15 protein-coding genes are annotated in these 21,435 nt (G+C 67.7%); 11 read left to right on the top strand and 4 right to left on the bottom strand.

What is annotated here, in order from left to right:
• The first annotated feature begins 171 nt into the window (after positions 1-171).
• From hisC to OID54_RS18855, 6 genes are all read left to right on the top strand, one after another.
• Entirely contained in the window at positions 172-1,251 is a 1,080-nt protein-coding gene (gene hisC, locus OID54_RS18880) for a histidinol-phosphate transaminase (protein WP_329021173.1), read from the top strand.
• Positions 1,252-1,826: 575 nt separating this feature from the next.
• Positions 1,827-3,335 (top strand): cytochrome ubiquinol oxidase subunit I, encoded by a 1,509-nt coding sequence (locus tag OID54_RS18875; protein WP_329021171.1) that lies wholly within the window; start codon positions 1,827-1,829, stop codon positions 3,333-3,335.
• A gap of 22 nt (positions 3,336-3,357) precedes the next feature.
• A complete protein-coding gene (cydB, locus tag OID54_RS18870; RefSeq protein WP_329021169.1) occupies positions 3,358-4,359 on the top strand; it encodes a cytochrome d ubiquinol oxidase subunit II in 1,002 nt (333 codons plus the stop codon).
• Between the two features lie 6 nt (positions 4,360-4,365).
• Entirely contained in the window at positions 4,366-8,055 is a 3,690-nt protein-coding gene (cydD, locus tag OID54_RS18865) for a thiol reductant ABC exporter subunit CydD (protein ID WP_329021167.1), read from the top strand.
• 280 nt (positions 8,056-8,335) lie between these two features.
• A complete protein-coding gene (locus OID54_RS18860; RefSeq protein ID WP_329021163.1) occupies positions 8,336-10,048 on the top strand; it encodes a GAF domain-containing sensor histidine kinase in 1,713 nt (570 codons plus the stop codon).
• 218 nt (positions 10,049-10,266) lie between these two features.
• Positions 10,267-11,376, top strand: coding sequence for a M23 family metallopeptidase (locus OID54_RS18855; RefSeq protein ID WP_329021161.1), 1,110 nt, complete (start codon positions 10,267-10,269; stop codon positions 11,374-11,376).
• Positions 11,377-11,399: 23 nt separating this feature from the next.
• Here the strand turns inward: OID54_RS18855 and OID54_RS18850 are convergent, their stop codons facing one another.
• Positions 11,400-12,263, bottom strand: a complete 864-nt coding sequence (locus tag OID54_RS18850; RefSeq protein ID WP_329021159.1) for a Cof-type HAD-IIB family hydrolase — start codon at positions 12,261-12,263, stop codon at positions 11,400-11,402.
• 256 nt (positions 12,264-12,519) lie between these two features.
• Between OID54_RS18850 and OID54_RS18845 the strand changes: the two genes are divergently transcribed.
• Entirely contained in the window at positions 12,520-13,494 is a 975-nt protein-coding gene (locus OID54_RS18845; RefSeq protein WP_329021158.1) for an LLM class flavin-dependent oxidoreductase, read from the top strand.
• Between the two features lie 74 nt (positions 13,495-13,568).
• Here the strand turns inward: OID54_RS18845 and OID54_RS18840 are convergent, their stop codons facing one another.
• From OID54_RS18840 to OID54_RS18830, 3 genes are all read right to left on the bottom strand, one after another.
• On the bottom strand, positions 13,569-14,165 hold the full coding sequence (locus OID54_RS18840) for an RNA 2'-phosphotransferase (RefSeq protein ID WP_329021156.1): 597 nt from the start codon (positions 14,163-14,165) through the stop codon (positions 13,569-13,571).
• Positions 14,166-14,293: 128 nt separating this feature from the next.
• A complete protein-coding gene (locus OID54_RS18835; RefSeq protein ID WP_329021154.1) occupies positions 14,294-15,277 on the bottom strand; it encodes a MerR family transcriptional regulator in 984 nt (327 codons plus the stop codon).
• A gap of 242 nt (positions 15,278-15,519) precedes the next feature.
• Positions 15,520-17,373 carry an SDR family oxidoreductase gene (locus OID54_RS18830; protein ID WP_329021152.1) on the bottom strand — a complete coding sequence of 618 codons (1,854 nt, stop codon included), beginning with the start codon at positions 17,371-17,373 and terminating at the stop codon, positions 15,520-15,522.
• 530 nt (positions 17,374-17,903) lie between these two features.
• Here OID54_RS18830 and OID54_RS18825 point away from each other — a divergent pair.
• Genes OID54_RS18825 through OID54_RS18810 form a run of 4 tightly spaced genes read left to right on the top strand, consistent with a single transcriptional unit; the run spans position 17,904 to position 21,406 of the window.
• Positions 17,904-18,866 carry an ABC transporter ATP-binding protein gene (locus OID54_RS18825; protein ID WP_329027632.1) on the top strand — a complete coding sequence of 321 codons (963 nt, stop codon included), beginning with the start codon at positions 17,904-17,906 and terminating at the stop codon, positions 18,864-18,866.
• Positions 18,863-19,762 (top strand): ABC transporter permease, encoded by a 900-nt coding sequence (locus OID54_RS18820; RefSeq protein WP_329021150.1) that lies wholly within the window; start codon positions 18,863-18,865, stop codon positions 19,760-19,762. Before OID54_RS18825 ends, OID54_RS18820 begins: the two co-directional genes overlap by 4 nt.
• On the top strand, positions 19,759-20,670 hold the full coding sequence (locus OID54_RS18815) for an ABC transporter ATP-binding protein (protein ID WP_329021148.1): 912 nt from the start codon (positions 19,759-19,761) through the stop codon (positions 20,668-20,670). The genes OID54_RS18820 and OID54_RS18815 overlap by 4 nt, the downstream gene beginning before the upstream one ends.
• A 16-nt stretch (positions 20,671-20,686) precedes the next feature.
• Positions 20,687-21,406 carry an ABC transporter permease gene (locus tag OID54_RS18810; protein ID WP_329021145.1) on the top strand — a complete coding sequence of 240 codons (720 nt, stop codon included), beginning with the start codon at positions 20,687-20,689 and terminating at the stop codon, positions 21,404-21,406.
• The last annotated feature ends 29 nt before the right edge of the window (positions 21,407-21,435 follow it).

Here is a 21,435-nt window from a genome sequence, read left to right as displayed (position 1 = left end):
AAGCGAGCGCTCCCCCCATTTCCGTACTCCGCCCATACGCTCCGGGCCGGAATCCTCATAGGGTGAGGAGCATTGGTTCCGGAGTATCCGAAATGCTGGTTCCGGAGTGTGGTCGCCGCGGTGACGGAAGGGCTGTTGCCCGCGGTGACGGACGGTCGAGGAGGACCTGCGGTGAGCGAGACGAGTCCCAAGCTGCGCGCCGAGCTGGACGGCATTCCCACCTACAAGCCCGGCAAGCCAGCCGCGGCCGGCGGCCCGGCCGCGTACAAGCTGTCGTCCAATGAGAACCCCTATCCGCCGCTGCCGGGAGTGATGGAGACGGCGATCGCCGCGGCACAGGGCTTCAACCGCTACCCCGACATGGCCTGTACCGGTCTGATGAACGAGTTGGCGGACCGTTTCGCCGTGCCGCTGGAGCATCTGGCCACCGGTACGGGGTCGGTGGGCGTCGCCCAGTCGCTGGTGCAGTCGACCTCGGGCCCGGGCGACGAGGTCATGTACGCCTGGCGGTCCTTCGAGGCTTATCCGATCATCACCCAGATCAGCGGTGCGAAGTCGGTGCAGGTGCCGCTGACCTCGGGCGATGTGCACGATCTGGAGGCGATGGCCGCTGCCGTCACCGAACGGACCAGGCTCATTTTCGTCTGCAACCCCAACAATCCGACCGGTACGGTCGTCCGCCGCGCGGAGCTGGAGCGGTTCTTGGACCGGGTGCCGTCCGATGTGCTGGTGGTTCTGGACGAGGCGTACCGGGAGTTCATCCGCGACGCCGATGTGCCCGACGGCATCGAGATCTACCGAGACCGCCCCAATGTGGCGGTGCTCCGGACGTTCTCCAAGGCGTACGGGCTGGCCGGGCTGCGCGTGGGGTTCGCCATCGCACATGAGCCGGTGGCCGCGGCGCTGCGGAAGACGGCGGTTCCGTTCGGCGTGAGCCAGTTGGCGCAGGACGCGGCCGTGGCGTCCCTGCGGGCCGAGGACGAGTTGCTCGGCCGGGTCGGCTCGCTGGTCTCGGAGCGTGCTCGGGTCCATGAGGGGCTGGTGGGGCAGGGGTGGACCGTTCCCGAGACCCAGGCGAACTTCGTGTGGTTGCGACTGGGGGATCGGACGCTCGACTTCGCCGCCGCGTGCGAGAAGGCCGGAGTGGTCGTGCGGCCGTTCGCGGGGGAGGGCACCCGCATCACCATTGGCGAATGCGAGGCCAATGACCTGCTGCTGCGGACGGCCGAGGAGTTCCGCAAGACTCTTTAGGGCCCGCTGCGGCCGGTGGTAGTACGTCGGGAAGGCGCTCGGCCTTGTGTGCCCCCGGTGTTGATTCCGCCCTCGCTCCTTGATCGTGCTGCCCCGGACCGGTTCTCGGTCCGGGGCAGTTCTTCGTCCGCAGCGCCCGCAGGAATGCCCTGGCGAACCCTCCGGTCGTGGCCCGCCCCGACGGTCCGCGCTGTGAGGTTGGAGACATCGACGGCACCTTCATGAGGCATTATCGGGTGATTTGCCAGGTCGAGGTGGGACTCATGTGCCGGGGTGCCCTGCTCCGCACGTGCCCCGGGTACACCTTGGGCCCCACCGGCCCCTCCCGCAGTCGGTGCGTATGGCCCCTCCTGAGCCGTTCGGCCCAGGCGCCCCAAGGGCTCCATTGGGGGGTCCGTATGGCGACCCGGCCGGATTGTCGGGAAGAGGACCCCCGGGCATTGGTGCGGTTTTCGTATGAGTCATAATCCTTGTGAATGTGAACGCGTTCACAAGCGTGTCCTGTTCATCCCGCGATAGATGGGATTAATCGGGCAAACTGCCGCACGACCTCGTCGATGTAAGGAGATGACGACGTGGACTTGGCTCTGGCGCCGGAGACGTTGGCGCGATGGCAGTTCGGCATCACCACCGTCTACCACTTTCTCTTCGTTCCCCTGACGATCTCCCTGGCCGCCCTCACGGCGGGCCTCCAGACCGCCTGGGTGCGGACGGAGAACGAGAAGTACCTCAAGGCCACGAAGTTCTGGGGGAAACTCTTCCTGATCAACATCGCCATGGGTGTCGTCACCGGCATCGTGCAGGAGTTCCAGTTCGGAATGAACTGGTCGGACTACTCCCGCTTCGTCGGCGATATCTTCGGCGCCCCGCTCGCCTTCGAAGCGCTGATCGCGTTCTTCTTCGAGTCCACCTTCATCGGGCTGTGGATCTTCGGTTGGGACAAGCTCCCGAAGAGGATCCATCTGGCCTGCATCTGGATGGTCTCCATCGGCACCGTCCTGTCCGCGTACTTCATCCTGGCCGCCAACTCCTGGATGCAGCACCCGGTCGGGTACCGCATCAACGAGGAGCGCGGACGGGCCGAACTGACCGACTTCTGGCGTGTCCTCAGCCAGGACACCGCCCTCGCCCAGTTCTTCCACACCATCACGGCGGCCTTCGTGGTCGGCGGTGCGTTCATGGTCGGCATCGCGGCCTACCACCTGGCACGCAAGAAGCACATCCCCGTGATGCGGACCTCGCTGCGCCTGGGACTGGTCACCCTGATCATCGCCGGTGTCTTCACCGCGATCAGCGGCGATGTCCTCGGCAAGGTCATGTTCCGGCAGCAGCCGATGAAGATGGCGGCGGCCGAGGCCCTGTGGGAGGGAGAGGCCCCCGCGCCCTTCTCGATCTTCGCCTACGGCGATGTGGACGAAGGCCACAACAAGGTCGCCATAGAGATCCCCGGGTTGCTGTCGTTCCTCGCCAACGGCGACTTCGACTCGTTCGTCCCCGGTATCAACGATGTGAACAAGGCGGAGCAGGAGAAGTTCGGGCCCGGCGACTACCGGCCCAACATCCCCATCGCGTACTGGGGATTCCGCTGGATGATCGGCTTCGGCATGGCGTCCGTCACCGTCGGACTGCTGGGGCTCTGGCTCACCCGCAAGCGGTTCCTGCTTCCCGAAGCACTGCGGACTGGTGAGGAGGAGGTGCCGAATCTGGTGCTCTTCCGCAAGAAGCCGCTGGGTGCCCGATTCAGCAACTGGTACTGGAAGATCGCGCTCTGGACCATGACCTTCCCGCTGATCGCCACGTCCTGGGGCTGGATCTTCACCGAGATGGGGCGTCAGCCCTGGGTCGTGTACGGAGTCCTGCGGACCAAGGACGCGGTCTCCCCCGGAGTGTCCCAGGGCGAGGTCCTCACCTCCATGATCGGCTTCACCCTGCTCTACGCGATCCTCGCCGTCATCGAGGTCAAGTTGTTGGTCAAGTACATCAAGCTCGGGCCGCCCGAGCTGACCGAGGCCGACCTCAACCCGCCCACCAAGATCGGCGGCGATGACCGTGACGCCGATCGTCCGATGGCCTTCTCGTACTGAGGCCCTGAGGAGCTGCTGAGGCATGGAACTCCACGACGTCTGGTTCGTCCTGATCGCCGTCCTTTGGATCGGCTACTTCTTCCTCGAAGGGTTCGATTTCGGGGTCGGGGTCCTCACCAAACTGCTGGCCCGCGATCGACGTGAGCGGCGGGTGCTGATCAACACCATCGGCCCCGTCTGGGACGGCAACGAGGTCTGGCTGCTGTCCGCGGGTGGTGCCACCTTCGCTGCCTTCCCGGATTGGTACGCCACCCTCTTCTCCGGCTTCTATCTACCGCTGTTGATCATCCTGGTCTGTCTGATCGTGCGCGGAGTGTCCTTCGAGTACCGGCACAAGCGGCCGGAGGACCGTTGGCAGACCAACTGGGAAAACGCCATCTTCTGGACCTCCCTGATCCCGGCCTTCCTCTGGGGCGTCGCCTTCGGCAACATCGTGCGGGGCGTCAAGATCGACGCCGAGATGGAGTACGTGGGCAACTTCTTCGATCTGCTCAACCCGTACTCGCTGCTCGGCGGGCTGGTGACCCTGTCCCTCTTCACCTTCCACGGGGCGGTCTTCGTCGCACTGAAGACGGTCGGGGACATCAGGACCAGGGCACGCGCCCTCGCCCTGAAGCTGGGTCTGGCCACCGCCGTACTGGCACTCGGGTTTCTGATCTGGACCCAGCTGAACCACGGCGACGGTACGAGCCTGGTGGCGATGGTCATTGCGGTGGTGGCGCTGGTAGCGGCCATCGCGGCGAACCAAAGGGGTCGCGAGGGCTGGTCGTTCGCCTTCTCGGGGGTGACGATCATCGCCGCGGTGGCGATGTTGTTCCTGACGCTGTTCCCGAACGTCATGCCCTCCACGCTGAACGACGCCTGGAGCCTGACGGTCACCAACGCTTCCTCGACCCCCTACACCCTCAAGATCATGACCTGGTGTGCGGGTATCGCCACCCCGGTCGTCCTGCTCTACCAGGGCTGGACGTACTGGGTGTTCCGCAAGCGCATCGGTACGCAGCACATCGCCGATGCCCACTAGTGGGGGATGTTTCACGTGAAACCGATCGATCCGCGCCTGCTCCGATATGCCCGGGCCACCCGGCTCTTCCTTCTCGCAGTCGTACTGCTGGGACTCGTTGGGGCGGCGCTGGTCGTCGCCCAGGCGATGCTCATCGCCGAAGTGGTGGTCGGAGCCTTCCAACAGGGGCTTTCCGTCTCCGATCTGACGACACCGCTGCTACTTCTGGCGGGGGTCGCCGTTGGTCGGGCGCTTGTCTCCTGGTTGACGGAACTCGCTGCCCACCGGGCCAGTGCAGCCGTGAAATCGGAGCTGCGAGGTCGACTGCTGGCCCGGGCCGTGGAACTCGGCCCGGGCTGGCTCAGCCGCCAACGCACGGGATCACTGGCCGCCCTCGCCACCCGTGGGGTTGATGCGCTGGATGACTACTTCTCCCGCTATCTCCCGCAGTTGGGGCTCGCGGTCGTGGTCCCCCTCGCGGTACTGGCGAGGATCGTCACCGAGGACTGGGTTTCCGCCGCCATCATCGTGGTGACCCTGCCGCTGATCCCGCTCTTCATGGTGCTGATCGGGATGGCGACCCAGACGCGGATGGATCGCCAGTGGCGGTTGCTGTCCCGGCTATCGGGCCACTTCCTCGACGTGGTCGCCGGGCTGCCCACCCTCAAGATCTTCGGTCGGGCCAAGGCCCAGGCCGAGTCCATCCGCACCATTACTTCCGAGTACCGCCGGGCCACCGTGCGAACCCTGCGGATCGCGTTCATCTCCTCCTTCGCCCTGGAACTGCTCGCCACCCTGTCGGTGGCCCTCGTTGCCGTCACCATCGGTATGCGGTTGGTCCACGGCGACATGGACCTCTACACCGGACTGGTCATCCTGGTCCTGGCCCCCGAGGCATATCTGCCGATCCGCATGGTGGGAACGCAGTACCACGCGGCTGCCGAAGGGCTCTCGGCTGCCGAGGAGATCTTCGAGGTCCTGGAAACCGACCCCGCGCGGTCCGCGAAGAGCGACTCACGGAAGGTGCCCGCCCAGACCCTGCGGGCAGCGCTCGGACCAGATGAACCCATCGGGGGCAGCCCAGCAGGGCAAGCGTCGATGGCTTCGGGCGGTGCCCGGCCCTCCGTGGGTCTGGCACCACGGCTGGAACTGGAGGCGGTGACCGTACGCCATCCCGGGCGCAGCGAACCGTCCCTGGATTCGACCTCGCTCGATGTCCACAGTGGTGAGACCGTCGCCATCGTGGGACCGAGCGGCATCGGGAAGTCCACGCTGCTCGATGTGGTGCTCGGGTTCCTGGAGCCGACCGAGGGCCGCGTACGGATCGATGGAACCGATCTCCAGGACCTGGACCTCTGCCGTTGGCGTGAGCAGATCGCTTGGGTGCCGCAGAGTCCCTACTTCTTTGCGGGCACGATCGCCGAGAACGTAAGGCTCGCCCGTCCGGACGCCGATGACCGTGCTGTGCGGGACGCCCTGAGGGACGCGGGCGCGGATGGTTTTGTGACCGCGCTGCCCCAGGGGATCGAGACCGCCTTGGGCGAGGACGGGGCCGGACTTTCGGCCGGTCAGCGTCAGCGGCTCGCTCTGGCCAGGGCGTTTCTCGCGGACAGGCCCCTGCTGCTGCTCGACGAGCCCACCGCGGCGCTCGACGGGGAGACGGAAGCCGCTGTTGTCGATGCGGTGAGGAGGCTGTCGATCGGCCGGACCGTGCTCCTCGTGGTGCACCGACCGGCCCTGCTCGCCGTGGCGGACCGGGTGGTCACCCTGACGCGCAGTGCAGAGCCCACCGTGGAGTGCCGTCGACCGGCGGTGACGAACGACCGCGACACCCAGCCGACCACTACCAGGACCGTGATCGGGGTCACGGACTGGGAAGCACTCGGAGCGTCGGCGGCCGACGACGGATATCGGCTCGCCGAGAGTTCTGGCCCCGGAGTCTCCGTCCTCACCCGGGTACGGCAGGCTGCCGGACGGCAGCGCGGGCGCTTCGGCCTCGCCCTGGTGCTGGGCAGTCTGGCCCTGGGCTCGGCGGTGGGGCTCATGGCTGTCTCCGGATGGCTCATCTCGCGGGCGTCCGAACAGCCTCCCGTGCTCTATCTGATGATGGCGGTGACGGCGACCCGCGCCTTCGGTATCGGTCGGGCGGTCTTCCGGTACGCCGAGCGGCTCATCTCGCACGACGCCGTCCTGCGCATGCTCGCCGAGCTGCGGATCTCGGTCTATCGAAGGCTGGAGGCGATCGCACCGGCCGGACTGCGGCGCAGCCGTCGCGGCGATCTCCTGTCCCGTCTGGTCACGGATGTGGACGCCCTCCAGGACTACTGGCTCCGCTGGCTGCTGCCCGCCGGTTCCGCGGTCCTCGTCTGTGTCGGGTCGGTGGGCTTCACCGCATGGTTGGTGCCGGAAGCGGGTGTGGCCCTGGCCGTGGGCCTTCTGTTCGCCGGCCTCGCGGTGCCACTGCTCAGCGGACTGATCGCACGGCGGGCGGAACGGCAACTCGCCCCGGTGCGCGGTGCGCTCGCCACCCGGGTGGTCGATCTCCTGCGCGGCACGGCCGAACTGACCGTTGCCGGTGCGGTGGACACCAGGCTCGCCGCGGTCAGGGAGATCGACGGGAAGCTCACTCGGATCGCTTCGCGCGGCGCAGCCGCCACTGCCGTCGGCGGTGGGCTCTCCGCGCTCGCCTGCGGATTGACCGTCGTCGTGGCCGCGATGGCCGGTGTACGGGCGGTCGGGGACGGCACGCTGAGCGGAGTGGCCCTGGCGGTCGTCGTCCTCACCCCGCTCGCCGCGTTCGAAGCGGTGACCGGACTGCCGCTCGCCGTGCAGTACCGACAGCGTGTCAAGCGCAGTGCGGAGCGGGTGTACGAGGTGCTGGACGCCCCCGTACCCGTAGTGGAACCGTCCTCACCCGTGACCGCGCCGACGACCGCCTTCCCTCTCGAAGTGCGTGGGCTGAGGGCACGGTACGCGGACGGGGACCACCCGGCGATCGACGGTCTCGACCTGACCCTCACACCGGGCAAGCGGGTCGCCGTCGTCGGACCGTCGGGGTCGGGCAAGACCACGCTCGCTCAGCTACTGCTCCGGTTCCTTGACGCCGAGGAGGGGACGTACACCCTCGGCGGTGTCGATGCCGGGACGATCGAAGGAGATGACGTCCGACGGCTGGTGGGGCTGTGTGCGCAGGACGCCCATGTCTTCGACAGCTCGGTACGCGAGAACCTTCGGCTCGCCCGTACGGACGCCGACGACGATGAACTGCGGCGGGCGCTGGCGCAGGCCCGACTGCTGGAGTGGGTCGACGGACTGCCCCAGGGGCTCGGCACCCTGGTGGGTGAGCACGGGGCGCAGCTCTCCGGAGGCCAGCGCCAGCGTCTGGCGTTGGCGAGGGCGCTGCTGGCCGACTTCCCGGTGCTGGTGCTCGACGAGCCTGCCGAGCACCTCGATCTGGCGACCGCGGACGCGCTGACGGCGGACCTGTTGGCGGCCACCGAGGGACGGACGGCGCGCGGATCGGCGACCGTACTGATCACCCATCGGCTGCGCGGGTTGGAAGAGGTCGACGAGATCATCGTCCTCGCGGAGGGGCGAGTGGTGCAGCGCGGGACCCATGCCGAACTGCTTTCGGTGGACGGGCCGCTGCTGCGGATGTCGGAGCGGGAGCGGGCCGCGGATCGGTTGGGGGCGCAGCTCGCCACGGCCAGCGGCTGATGGAAGCGACCCTGCCCGGACCCTGGAAACGGGTCCGGGCAGGGCCGTGCTCTGGTTAGCGGGCCGGGCGGACTCTCTGACGGGACCGGATGGATCGCAGCGCGGCGGAGGGAAAATGTCGCAGCGCGATGGAGGGAAAGGGGAGGTCCGCGCCAGGCGCATCCCCGTACCGTCACCACGGAGACGCTGCGCACGACGGGCCGCGATGAACGGGGTGCTGGAGGCCACCCCCAGCACAGCCGACTTTCCTCATGAATTAGGTATTACTAGTCTCAAAGGCATGAATGTGGATCCGGACGACTCCCACGACCCGCTCGAAGCCGCCACTCAGGCGACGCGAAGCCTCCAGGGTCTTTCCACGGAGTTGACCGCCCGTGTCCCCCAGCTGTTGGAAGCCATGCGTTCCGTGGGGACCGGTCTGGAACTCCACTCCACACTCGACCGGATCTGCGAGACCGCCGCGGAACTCGCGGATGCCCGCTACGCCGCCATCGGAGTCGTCGACGAGGAGGGCAAGGGGCTCTCCGACTTCGTCACCTACGGGGTGAGCGACAAGGTGGCCGACCGCATCGGACACCGTCCGGACGGCCACCGGGGACTCCTCGGAGCGCTCATTCACGACCCGGCACCCGTCAAGCTCGCCGATCTGACCTCCGATCCGCGGTTCGCCGGTTTCCCTCCCGGACATCCCCCGATGCGGACCTTCCTGGGAGTGCCGATTCGGGTGCAGGGCGAGATCTTCGGCAATCTCTATCTGACAGAGAAGAACGGCGGCGGCGATTTCAACGACTACGACCTCCACATGGTGCGGGTGCTCGCCACCGAAGCCGGGATCGCCATCGGCAACGCCCGGCTCTACGAGGCGGCCCGTCAGCGCGAGCGCTGGATCGACGGTTCGGTCGCGGTGACCACCGCGCTGCTCTCGGGCGGTGACGCGGATGACGCACTCACGGTCGTGGCCGAACAGGCGCGTCGACTCGCGGACGCGGCGGCAGGGATCGTGATGCTGCCCGCCGCGGAGGGCGGGCTGGAGATCGTCGCCGTCTCCTCCGCCCAACCGGTGACCTCGCTCGGTGCCGTCGCCCCACCGGAGAGCCCTGTCGTCGCCAAACTCCTGGCTGGCGAAGCGGTCTTCATGACGGACGCCGCCACCGACCCCCGAGTGATCACCAGGCTCGCCGCCCGGTACGGACCGAGCATGATGCTGCCGTTGCAGAGCGGAGGCAGGGTGCTCGGCGCTCTGGCCACCCCCCGGGCTCGTGGTGCCCGCCAGTTCAGCGAGGCCGAGCGGACCCTGGCCACCCAGTTCGCAGCACAGGCCGCGCTGGCCCTGATCATGGCGGAGGCGCAACGGGACCGAGAGCGCCTCGCCGTCTATGAAGACCGTGACCGTATCGCCCGTGACCTGCACGATCTGGTGATCCAGCGGTTGTTCGCCACGGGGATGATGTTGGAAGGCGCACAGCGCCGCTCGCTGGTACCCGCGGTTCAGGACGGGGTCGGCAAGGCCGTCGATGAACTCGACGTCACCATTCAGGAGATCCGCACCGCCATTTTCGCTCTCCAGCAAGGCCCCGCCGAGGCTCCCTCCGGGCTGCGGACGCGGGTGCTGCGGGAGATCAACATGGCGGCGGTCCCCCTTGGATTCAAGCCGGGGCACCGATTCCACGGGCCCGTGGACACCGTCGTCAGCGAACTCACCGGCAAGAACCTGATCGCAGCGCTGCGCGAGGCACTGTCCAACGCCTTCCGCCATGCGCAGGCGTCCCGCATCGACGTCGTCGTCGACGCCACCGTGAAACTGCCCGACGGAACGGACGGGGTACGGCTCACCGTCGCCGACGACGGGGTGGGCATCCCGGACGGCGGTCGGCGCAGCGGGCTGCGCAATCTGGCCCGGCGGGCCGAGTCCCTGGGCGGATCCAGTATCTGTGAGCCGGGCATCGGGGAGGACGGACAGGGGACGACCGTGCGCTGGGAAGCACCCCTCTGAAATGTCCGCTCTGTACGCCGCGGCAGTCGTGATGTCCACCGGTGACCCTCAGGTAGGCAGGTAGGCAGGTAGGCAGGTAGGCAGGTAGGCGGGTAGGCGGGCAGGCCGCTGCTCCTGCGCACGAGGGGCATCCGACGTCCGGCACGTTCTGGTCCAGGTGGCCGTACGACACACGGACGGTCCCCGGATTCGCCCCCGCTCCGGGTGACGATCCCGGCATGAGCTGGAAACGCTTGAGGTTCCCGGGTCGGTCATCGCTCGGTCCGGTGGCGGTGGGCGCGCTGCTGCTCACGGTGGTGCCCTCGGTCGCCAGTGCCTCCGAAGGGCCGGAGATCCCCGCTGGCGCCGAGGTGGTACGGCTCTATCAGGCGGCGGCCCGGGCTACCACCGCCTATGAACGGGGGCGGCGCGCGGCGAACGCACAAGAGGCGACGGCAACCACCCTCCAAGCCCGCCTCGGCCACCAGAGGCAGGAGCTCACCGCCCTTCAGGACGCCATGGGAGCGGTCGCCAGCGCTCAGTACCGTACGGGCGGTCCCTTGGCCCAACTGTCGCGGCTGCTCATGGCCCGGGACCCCGAGGAACTCCTGCGCGCCCGCCGCTACGCCCGGCAGGCCGAGGAGCACGTGGGGCGGTTGATCGAGCAGGCCCGACGGGTCGAACGGCGACTCTCCGCCGACGAACGGGAGGCGCGGGCTGCCTGGCGCGATCTGGAACGTCGTAGGGCGGAGTTGGCCGTGGCGAAGCGGCACATCGAGACGACGTTGGAGAAGGCGCAGCGGACGCTCCAGGAGGAGGCGGACCGCAGCGCCCTGGCCGGTTCCTGTCCGGGCGCGGTACGGCTCGACCAGCACGACACCGTGGCCCTGAAGGGCAAGAAGGCGCCTTGGGTGACGCCCGTCGAGCACTATGAACTGTCCGCGGGTTTCGCCAGCGCAGGGGAGCGGTGGGCGAGCCGGCATACCGGACAGGACTTCGCCGTGGGCATCGGGGAGCCGGTCCGCTCGGTCGGTGCGGGACGGGTGGTGTCGATCTCCTGTGGTGGCTCGTTCGGCATCGAGATCGTCGTACGGCACGCTGACGGCTACTACACCCAGTACGCGCATCTTGCGTCGATCACCGTCGAGGGCGGGGAGCGGGTCGGTGCGGGGCAGTGGATCGGTTTGGCGGGCACGACCGGGAACTCGACCGGTCCTCACCTCCACTTCGAATCGAGGCTCACGCCCCATCTGGGGTCAGGCGTCGACCCCGTCGCATGGCTGCGCGAACGCGGGGTGAAGGTGGCGGCCCCGGAGGTCGGCACCGGTGCGGCCGGTGAGAGCGGCTGATCCGGGTGCTTCCCGGACGGGGGCTACTGCCTCGCGTGGAGATCGCGCAGGATCTGCTCGATGACGATGGCCACACCGTCCTCGTTGTTCGCGGCGGTCCGCCCGGAGGCGGCTGCGATCACATCGGGGTGGGCGTTGCCCATGGCGTAGGAGGTCCCCGCCCAGGTCAGCATGTCCACGTCATTGGGCATGTCACCGAAGGCGACGACTTCGTCGGCGGAGATGCCGCGCTGGGCGCAGCACAGGGCCAGTGTGCTGGCCTTGCTCACACCGGGGCCACTGACCTCCAGCAGTGACGAGGGGCTGGAGCGGGTCAGGGAAGCCATTTCGCCGGCGACCGTACGCGCCAGGGTGAGGAAGGCGTCCGGCTCCAGTTCACGATGGCGGACGAGCAGTTTGATCACTGCGCTGGCGGGGTCCGAGGCGTCCTCGGAGAGCAGTTCCTCGGCGCTGCCGACCGTGGTTCCGGGGTCGTAGAAGTACGGGGGCGGATAGTCCGGTTCATGGTGGAAGCCGGTCGTCGTTTCGATGGCGAAGGTCACCCCGGGGGCGGCGGCGCGGAGTGCGTTGACGACGGCGAGGGCGGTGGGCCGCTCCAGCGGGCGGACGTCGAGCAGCTTTCCGCCGGCGCGGAGATCGACCACGGCCGCCCCATTAGCGCAGATGGCCAGGCCGTGACCGTGGACGTGTTCGCTGACGGCATCCATCCAACGAGCGGGGCGGCCGGTGACGAAGAAGACTTCGATCCCGGCCTCTTCCGCATCGGCGAGGGCGGCGATCGTGCGCTCCGAGACGGACTTGTCGTCCCGCAACAAGGTGCCGTCGAGATCGGTGGCGATCAACCGGACGGCTGCGGGCAGCTGACGGGCATCGGTAGCTGAAGTCACCGTTCCATTCTCCCGTACGACTCGCACGGGCGTGCGGAAGGGCGCACATTTGAGGGATTGACCGGGGGGTCAAGGTGGTAAACGGGTGGTCAGGTGAGTGAAGAGGGGCGCATGAGGGGCACGTGACACCTGCCTGGCGCTCTATGGCGGCGGGAAGCGGGCGGGAAGGCGACTGAATCCGACGCGTTGATCCAGGGCTCCCGAGCCGCTCCGAGGTGGGGTACCCCCCTTCGGAGCTCCCCCGTACGCTCAAGGCATGCGTCTGAGCACCGTGATTCTCCCGATCCGTCCCTGGCACGACGGTGGCCGTGACGAATGGCTGTGGGCCGAGCAGCTCGGTTTCCACACCGCGTACACCTATGACCATCTGTCGTGGCGCACCTTCCGTGACGGCCCCTGGTACGGCGCGCTGCCGACGCTCACCGCGGCTGCCGCCGCCACCTCCCGGATGCGCCTGGGCACCCTGGTCACCTCGCCGAACTTCCGCCACCCCGTGACCCTCGCCAAGGAACTGATGTCCCTGGACGACATCTCCGACGGTCGTTTCACCTTGGGCATCGGAGCAGGTGGCAAGGGTTTCGACGCCACGGCGCTGGGCCAGGAGGCATGGACCCCCACGCAGCGGGCGGATCGGTTCGACGAGTTCCTTCCGCTGTTGCACCGGCTGCTGACCGAGGAGTCCCTGACCGAGGAGGGGGCCTTCTACTCGGCGGTGGAGGCCCGCAACGTTCCGGGCTGTGTGCAGCGCCCGCGACTGCCGTTCGCGGTAGCCGCGACCGGGCCACGGGGGATGCGACTCGCAGCCCGGTACGGCCAGGCATGGGTGACGACGGGGGACCCCGCCATCTTCGAGACGGGGACGCCCGAGGACTCGCGTGTCGCGTTGAAGGGGCAGCTCGATCGATTGGGCAAGGCATGTGCCCAGATCGGACGGGACGCGGCGGAATTGGAGAAGGTCCTGCTCACGGGCTTCACACCGGACCGGGGGGCACCCCTGGAGTCGGTCGATGCATTCGTGGACTTCGCAGGGACCCACGGTGAGCTGGGCTTCACCGAGATCGTGATCCACGCCCCGATCCCGGACTCGGACTTCGCGTCGGACCGCGGGGTCTTCGAGCGGATCGCCACGGAAGCACTGGGTCAGCTGGGGATTCCCAGCCAGGGCGATGACTTCCCCGCTCGATCCGGTGAGCAGGAGCGGCAAGACCGATCGGCACCACTCGGCTCCTGAGAGCGCCGAGAGCGGCGAGGGTAGCGAAGGTGGTGAGCGCCGGCGGGTGAGAGGGCAGACACGGGTAGTCGCTATCAGCCGGGAAACCGTAGGTAATCCGGTGGGACCGTGTCGGTGAGCCACACCCCGTTGGCGCTGACGAAGAAGACATGGCCGGCCCGGTGCATGGCCCCGGAGTCCACGGAGAGCACCACCGGCCGCCCCCTTCTGGCGCCGACACGGGTGGCGGTCTCCCGGTCGGGCGACAGATGGACATGGTGACGGTTCATGGGCCGTAGCCCTTCCCCTCGAATCGCTGCCAGATGAGCGGCGACGGTGCCGTGGTAGAGGTACGCCGGTGGTTCGGCCGGCGGCAGTCCCAGGTCCACCTTGACGGTGTGTCCCTGGTTGGCGCGGATACGGGGGCCGTCGATGGTGAAGCGGCGCTTGTCATTGACGGCGACGACATGGTCCAACTCGGATCGGGTCAGCGGGAAACCATGCTCCGCCGCCGCCCGCATCAGCACGTCGATCGGCACCCAGCCCCCGGCGTCGAGCGTGATGCCGATGCGTTCAGGACTGTGGCGCAGATGCCGGGAAAGGTACTTCGATACTTTTACCGTACGCCGCTCGTCAGGGGTCTTCGGAAGGGCTTCCGCTGTGGGCGGCGGGGGTTGTGAAGCTCTACTCATGAGCACAGCGTGCCTCTCCTCTCCTGGTCATCGCCACGGAAATTTTCTCCCGTACCGAGGTTTGATCCACAGTCAACTTGATTTATCCACAGGTCAATTGAGAATCCTGTGGACAACTTCCCTGTGTATCAGTCGCTTTGGCCAAAATCCCTAGCTGGATGCTCCCTTGCAGCCAGAGCATCCAATGTCCTTGTGGAAAGCTCCCGTTCCGTGGCCACGGTGATGAATTCCGACGTCGCCTCCTCGCCGACAAGCCTCTGCACGGCCTGAATTGTGCGCGCGGGAAGGGCCACCGGACGGGTCTTCCTGCTCATGGGGAGGGCAGCGTCCGAGGTCAGATGATGCCGAAGGTGGCGGGCGGACAAAGTGCGCATGGCGCGGGCCAGTTCGGCATCAACGGTCTGCTGGGCCAGCGGGCGTAGTCGCCGTACCAGTTCGGCTGCCTCGACCGCATCCGCATCCGTGGGTGGACGACCGCCCAGATAGCGGGCGAAGACATGCTCGGTGGTGAACTCAAGGAAGCGCGCGGCCATGTTCTCCACCTGAATGCGAAGTTCCCTCAGCTGCTCAGATATTGCCGCCATGGGGACTCCGGCAGAGTGCAACTCCACCGCGACCGAGAGTTCCTGGGGGCTCGGCACCACGAACTCCCCTTCCCTGTCCGGTACGAGCTCCAGGACTCCCAACGCGACAGCCTCCGCGATCGTCGTGGTGTCCGCTGCGCCACCGAACCTCTCGACGAGTTCCTCTCGGGTGATGCGCCCGGCTTCCTCGTCCGACCAGGGCCCCTGCACCTCGGCGACGAGCCCCAACAGACCGCCGAGCCCTCGCCCGGCGTCCCACGCTTCGAGCAGTTCCTTGATCGAGGCGAGGGTGTAGCCGCGCTCCAGTAGATCCGCGATCTGACTCAGCCTGGTCAGGTGCGCAGAGCCGTAGACATTGGACCGCCCGCGCCGCTCGGGCTTCGGCAACAGTCCGCGGTCCTGATAGGCGCGGATCGTCCTCACCGTGGCACCGCTGTGGTGGGCCAGGTCCTCGATCCGGTACTCGGCTTCCTGCGGGGCGCGTTGGTCCACTCGGCTCGGTGACTGCGCCGACCGTGGTGGTTCCATCGAGAGGCTCCTTCCTTCGCTGGTGTTCGGATGCAGACATAGCGCCGGGCGCTTCCTTCCCGTCAGTACCGGGGCAGCCGTTCGGCGATCGTCGACCTGCCGAGCTGATCACTGGCCGATCTCGGTGTCCGTGCGATGCGCCGCACGGACACCGGACGAGATGAGACAAGACAAGACGGGAGGTGACGAGGAACGGGCCCGGGTCGGTGGGCCTACGAGCGCCCCCGCGCCCCCGATCTCGGTCAGAGTGGCGGATCGAGCCGGGCGAAGCGCCGCACCACACGGGGTGCCAACCGCGACAACAGCAGTCCGCTCCGGGCCTCCGGTGTCACCGGCACCACGGCCTCATTGCGCAGCGTCGCCCGCAGTACGGCATCGGCCACCTTCTCCGGTGGATAGTTCCGCAGCCCGTACAGTCGGTGCGACTTCTGGCGGCGGCGGCTCTCCTCGGCCTCGTCCACCCCGACGAAACGAGCGGTGGACGTGATGTTCGTGTGCACGAAGCCCGGGCAGATCGCCGAGACCCCGATGCCCTGCGTCGACAGTTCTGCCCTGAGGCACTCGCTCAGCATCAGCACCGCGGCCTTTGACGTGCTGTACGCGGGGAGCGTCCTCGAAGGCAGATAGGCCGCCGCGGAAGCGATGTTGACGATATGGCCACCCTGGTCCCGGTCCGCCATCTGCCGGCCGAAGAGCCGACATCCATGGATGACGCCCCAGAGGTTGACGTCCAACACGTCCTTCCACTCCTGGGCCGTGGTCTGGAGGAATGGTCCGGACATGCCGATGCCCGCATTGTTGACCAGGACGTCCACCACGCCATGTTCGCCGGCGACCTTCTCGGCGAGCTTCTCCATGGCATCCGCATCGCTGACGTCCACCACCTCGCTCCAGGCGCCGGAAGCACCGATCAGCCGTGCTTCATCTGCCGTGGCCAGCGCGCCCCGTTCATCCCGATCCACTGCCACGACCCGCGCTCCGGCCCGCGCGAACGCAAGGGCCGTGGCCCGTCCGATGCCGCTGGCGGCGCCGGTCACCAGGACCAACTGGCCACCGAACCGTTCGGCGTGAGGACTTCGAGAGCCGGTCTTCGACCGCGGCGCCCCGATGCCCGTGCCAGTCGGATCAGCCTTCTGAGCCTTATCAGTCGGCCCAGTCGGCCCAGTCGTGACAGTGCTGTCGACCGCCTTCTCATGGGTCAGTACGAAATCGGCGACCCACGCGGCCACTTGATCGGGTCGGGTGCGCGGAACCCAGTGCTTCGCCGGCAGAGTCCGCCTGGTCAACTGCGGCACCCACTGGGCGAGGTCGTCATAGAGCCGCTCGGAGAGAAAGCGGTCGTGGAGCGGAGTGATCAGCTGAACGGGCACGTGTGCGTGGGCGTCGGTGCGCGGACGCCTGCCGCGCGCACGAACGTTGTCCCGGTAGAGCCAGGTGCCGTGCGCCGCATCGGTGGGCAGCGACGCGCCCGGATAGTCCTCGTCGGATAGCCGCTCGGCCCGCCGGATCAGCGAGGGCCACCGCTTGCCCAGGGGACCCCGCCAGGCGAGTTCGGGGAGAACGGGGGTGTGCAGGAGATAGACGTACCAGGACCGGGCGCTCTGATCGATGAGTTGACCGATCCGCCCGGGCGTGGGCCTGGTGAGCCGCCGCTTGTACCAGAGCGCCAAGTGGTCCAGGGACGGCCCCGAGATCGAAGTGAAGGACGCGATGCGCCCCTCGGTCCGGCGTACGGTCGCGAACTCCCAGGACTGCACCGACCCCCAGTCGTGCCCGACCAGGTGCACGGGCCGGTCAGGGCTGACGGCGTCGGCCACGGCGAGGAAGTCGTCCGTCAGCTTCTCCAGGGTGAAGCCGCCCCGCAGCGGCTTGGGCGCCGAGGAGGCGCCGTGGCCCCGGACGTCGTACAACACCACGTGGAAGCGGTCCGCCAGCCGCTGGGCGACGGGGCCCCACATCTCCTTGGTGTCCGGATAGCCGTGGACGAGCACCACCGTCGGACGCTCGGGGTCGCCCAACTCGACCACGCACAGGTCGATCCCCCCGGTGCGGACCCGGCGCTCCCGTGCTTCTTCGAGACTCACGTCTGCTCCCATTCCTGCACTTCGGTGTCCGTCCGTCCCCGTCCCTCCGGTGGAGGGCCGACCATGTGCTGAAGTACCAGGGCGGTCCCTCTTCCCCGAGGACGGCGACGGGGCCGACGGAACCTCCTGCCTGCCCCGACCGTTCACCCACCGACAAGCATCGGCATCGACAGACACCGACAGACACCGACAGATATCGGCACCGACATCGCGCTCACCTATCGATCGCGGTACGCAGCCGTAACGTGACACTGATGAATGTGACAATGCCTGAAGGCTGCGTCAAGGGTCCCGTCCCCGCCTGTGGAAAACCCCGATTCACCTCCCGGAGCCCACAGAGCCGTACGAAGGTCCGGAGGTAGGTCCGGAGGTAGGTCCAGAAGGTCGACGTCGAGCCGGCTGGTTGTCCTCTTTCGTATGGACCCCTTACGGGCCCGTCACCCTGGAGTCGGACATCGATCCAGCCGCCAGGGTTGACGCTCGATGTGCGGCGCGCCACTACCGTCGAACTCGTGACTGTGATCGCGACCGAAAGCCTGAGCATGCGGTTCCCCAGGGTGACCGCTCTTGACCGGCTCTCTTTGGACATCGGACCGGGTGTGACCGGTTTGGTGGGTTCCAACGGAGCTGGCAAGTCCACATTGATCAAGATCCTGCTGGGTCTGTCGCCCGCCACGGAAGGCCGGGCCTCGGTGCTCGGGCTCGACGTCGCCACCAGCGGTGGCGCCATCCGCGAGCAGGTGGGCTACATGCCCGAGCACGACTGCCTGCCGCCCGATGTGTCGGCCACCGAGTTCGTCGTCCACATGGCGCGCATATCCGGGCTGCCGCCCGCCGCGGCCCGGGAACGGACCGCGGACACCCTGCGACACGTGGGCCTCTACGAGGAGCGGTACCGCCCCATCGGCGGCTACTCCACGGGCATGAAGCAGCGGGTCAAACTGGCCCAGGCTCTGGTCCACGACCCCAAACTGGTCTTCCTGGACGAGCCGACCAACGGCCTCGACCCGGTCGGCCGGGACGAGATGCTCGGCCTGATCCGCCGCATCTACGCCGACTTCGGCATTTCGGTCCTGGTCACCTCACATCTGCTGGGCGAGCTTGAGCGCACCTGCGACCACGTGGTCGTCATCGACGGTGGCACCCTGCTGCGGTCCAGCTCCACCAGCGACTTCACGCAGAGCACGGCCACCCTCGCGGTCGAGGTCACCGACACGGACGAGCACCCCGACGGCACCACCGCCCTGCGGAAACGACTCACCGACGCAGGACTCACCCTCCACCAGGGGGTCGAGGACGGGCTCCCCGGAGCCGGACACATCCTGCTCGTCGAGTCGACCGGTGAAGAGACCTACGACATCGTGCGCGACACCGTCGCGGACCTCGGGCTCGGACTCGTCCGCATGGAACAGCGGCGCCACCACATCGCCGAGGTCTTCCGTCCGAGCGGCAAGCAGACCGCCACGAACGGCACCGGGCAGGCCATGGAGGTGCAAGCCGGATGAACACCCAGAAGACACAGGCCCCCGCGGCCACGCGCATCCACAACATCGGATACCGGAACTACGAAGGGCAGCGCCTCGGCCGCGACTACGGTCGCCGTTCGCTGTACTCGCAGTCCCTGCGCGGTGCCTATGGACTCGGCCGTTCGGCCAAGTCCAAGGTGCTGCCGATGATCCTCTTCGGCGTGATGGTTCTGCCCGCGGCGATCATCGTCGCGGTCGCCGTCGCGACCAACGCCGGCAAGCTCCCCGTGGACTACACCGACTACGCGATCATGACCCAGCCCATCATCGGGCTGTACATCGCCTCGCAGGCACCGCAGTCCGTCTCCCGCGACCTGCGGTTCAAGACGATGTCGTTGTACCTCTCACGCCCCATCGAACGCTCCGACTATGTGCTCGCCAAGTACGCGGCGATGGCCTCGGCGCTGTTCATCCTCACCGCCGCTCCCCTGGTGGTCCTCTACCTGGGTTCCCTGCTCGCCAAGATGGACTTCTCCGACCAGTCGAAGGGGTTCGGCCAGGGCATGGTCTCTATCGCGATCCTCTCCGTGCTCTTCGGCGGGATCGGTCTGGTGCTCGCCGCGCTCACCCCGCGCCGCGGCTTCGGCGTCGCCGCCGTCATCGCCACGCTCACCATCAGCTACGGCGCCGTGTCCACCGTGCAGGAGATCGCCCGCGCCTCCGACTCGGAGGGCGTCATCCAGTGGTTCGGACTGTTCTCGCCCGCCTCGCTCATCGACGGCCTCCAGACGGCGTTCCTCGGCGCCACCTCCACCTTCCCCGGCGGGGCCGGTCCCGGCGCCGGCGTGGGCGTGGTCTATCTGCTGGTCATCTCCGCGCTCATCGTCGGTTCGTACGCCGTGCTGATGCGCCGCTACCGGAAGGTCGGGCTGTGACCACCATCAACATCGAGCACACCTCGCGGTGGTTCGGAAACGTCGTGGCCGTCAATGACGTCACGATGACCATCGGCCCGGGTGTCACCGGTCTCCTCGGCCCCAACGGCGCCGGCAAGTCCACCTTGATCAACATGATGGGTGGCTTCCTCGCTCCCTCGACCGGGCAGGTCACGCTTGACGGCCAGCCGATCTGGCGGAACGAGTCGGTCTACCGGCAGATCGGGGTCGTACCCGAGCGGGAGGGCATGTACGACTTCCTCACCGGCCGGGAATTCGTCGTCGCCAACGCCGAGTTGCATGGACTCGACGAACGGGCGGCCCAGCAGGCCCTCGCCACCGTGGAGATGGAGTACGCGCAGGACCGCAAGATCGCCACGTACAGCAAGGGCATGAGGCAGCGGGTCAAGATGGCGTCCGCGTTGGTCCACGACCCTGCCGTGCTGCTGTTGGACGAGCCCTTCAACGGTATGGACCCCCGTCAGCGGATGCAGTTGATGGATCTGCTGCGCCACATGGGGGCCACGGGACGGACGGTGCTGTTCTCCTCGCACATCCTGGAGGAGGTCGAGCAACTCGCTTCGCACATCGAGGTGATCGTCGCCGGTCGACACGCCGCTTCCGGCGACTTCCGCAAGATCCGTCGACTGATGACGGACCGCCCCCACCGCTATCTCGTGCGCTCAAGCGACGACCGTGCGCTCGCCGCCGCACTGATCGCCGACCCCTCCACGGCCGGAATCGAGGTGGACCTCGTCGAAGGCGCGCTGCGCATCCAGGCCGTCGACTTCGGCCGGTTCACCCAACTCCTGCCGCAGGTGGCCCGTGAGCACTCCATCCGGCTGCTCACCGTCTCACCGTCGGACGAATCCCTTGAATCGGTCTTCTCGTACCTCGTAGCGGCCTGAAAGGAGCTGTGACGTCATGTACAACCCCACAGTCGCCCGGCTCACCTATCGGGCCGTCCTCGGCAGGCGCCGGGCTGCGATCCTCTTCATCCTGCCCGCACTTCTGCTGTTCATCGCCATCGCCGTCCGCATGTTCAACGGTGTGGACGACCAGATCGCCGCCGACCTCCTGGGCGGGTTCGCCCTCGCCGCGATGGTGCCGCTGATCGGTGTCATCGCGGGAACCGGATCGATCGGCCCCGAGATCGACGACGGATCGATCGTCTACCTCCTCGCCAAGCCGGTGAAGCGCTCCACGATCATCTTCACCAAGTTGATCGTGGCGATCGCCGTGACGATGGCCTTCTCCGCCATACCGACCCTGATCGCCGGCTTCATCCTGAACGGCAACGGCCAGCAGGTCGCGATCGCCTACACCGTGGCGGCACTGGTCGCCTCCATCGCCTACAGCGCGCTGTTCCTGCTGCTCGGCACGGTGAGCAGGCACGCGGTCGTCATCGGACTGATCTACGCCCTGGTCTGGGAGGCCCTGTTCGGCAGCCTGGTGCCCGGGGCGCGCACCCTGAGCGTGCAGCAGTGGGCACTGTCGCTCGCCGAGCGGATCGCGGGCGATGGACTGATCGGCTCGGACGTGGGACTGCCGCTGGCGGCCTCGCTGCTGGCCGGGGTCACGGTGGTGGCCACCTGGTACGCGGGCCAGAAGCTTCGAGTGTTGAAGCTCGCCGGCGAGGAGTGAGCGCCGGCCGCGGCGGTGACCGCGGCACT

Origin of the sequence: Streptomyces sp. NBC_00690, assembly GCF_036226685.1 — a bacterium.
Lineage (GTDB): Bacteria > Actinomycetota > Actinomycetes > Streptomycetales > Streptomycetaceae > Streptomyces.
The sequence above is the reverse complement of the archived record's forward strand: the minus strand, read 5'-3'. Positions and strand labels throughout refer to the sequence as shown.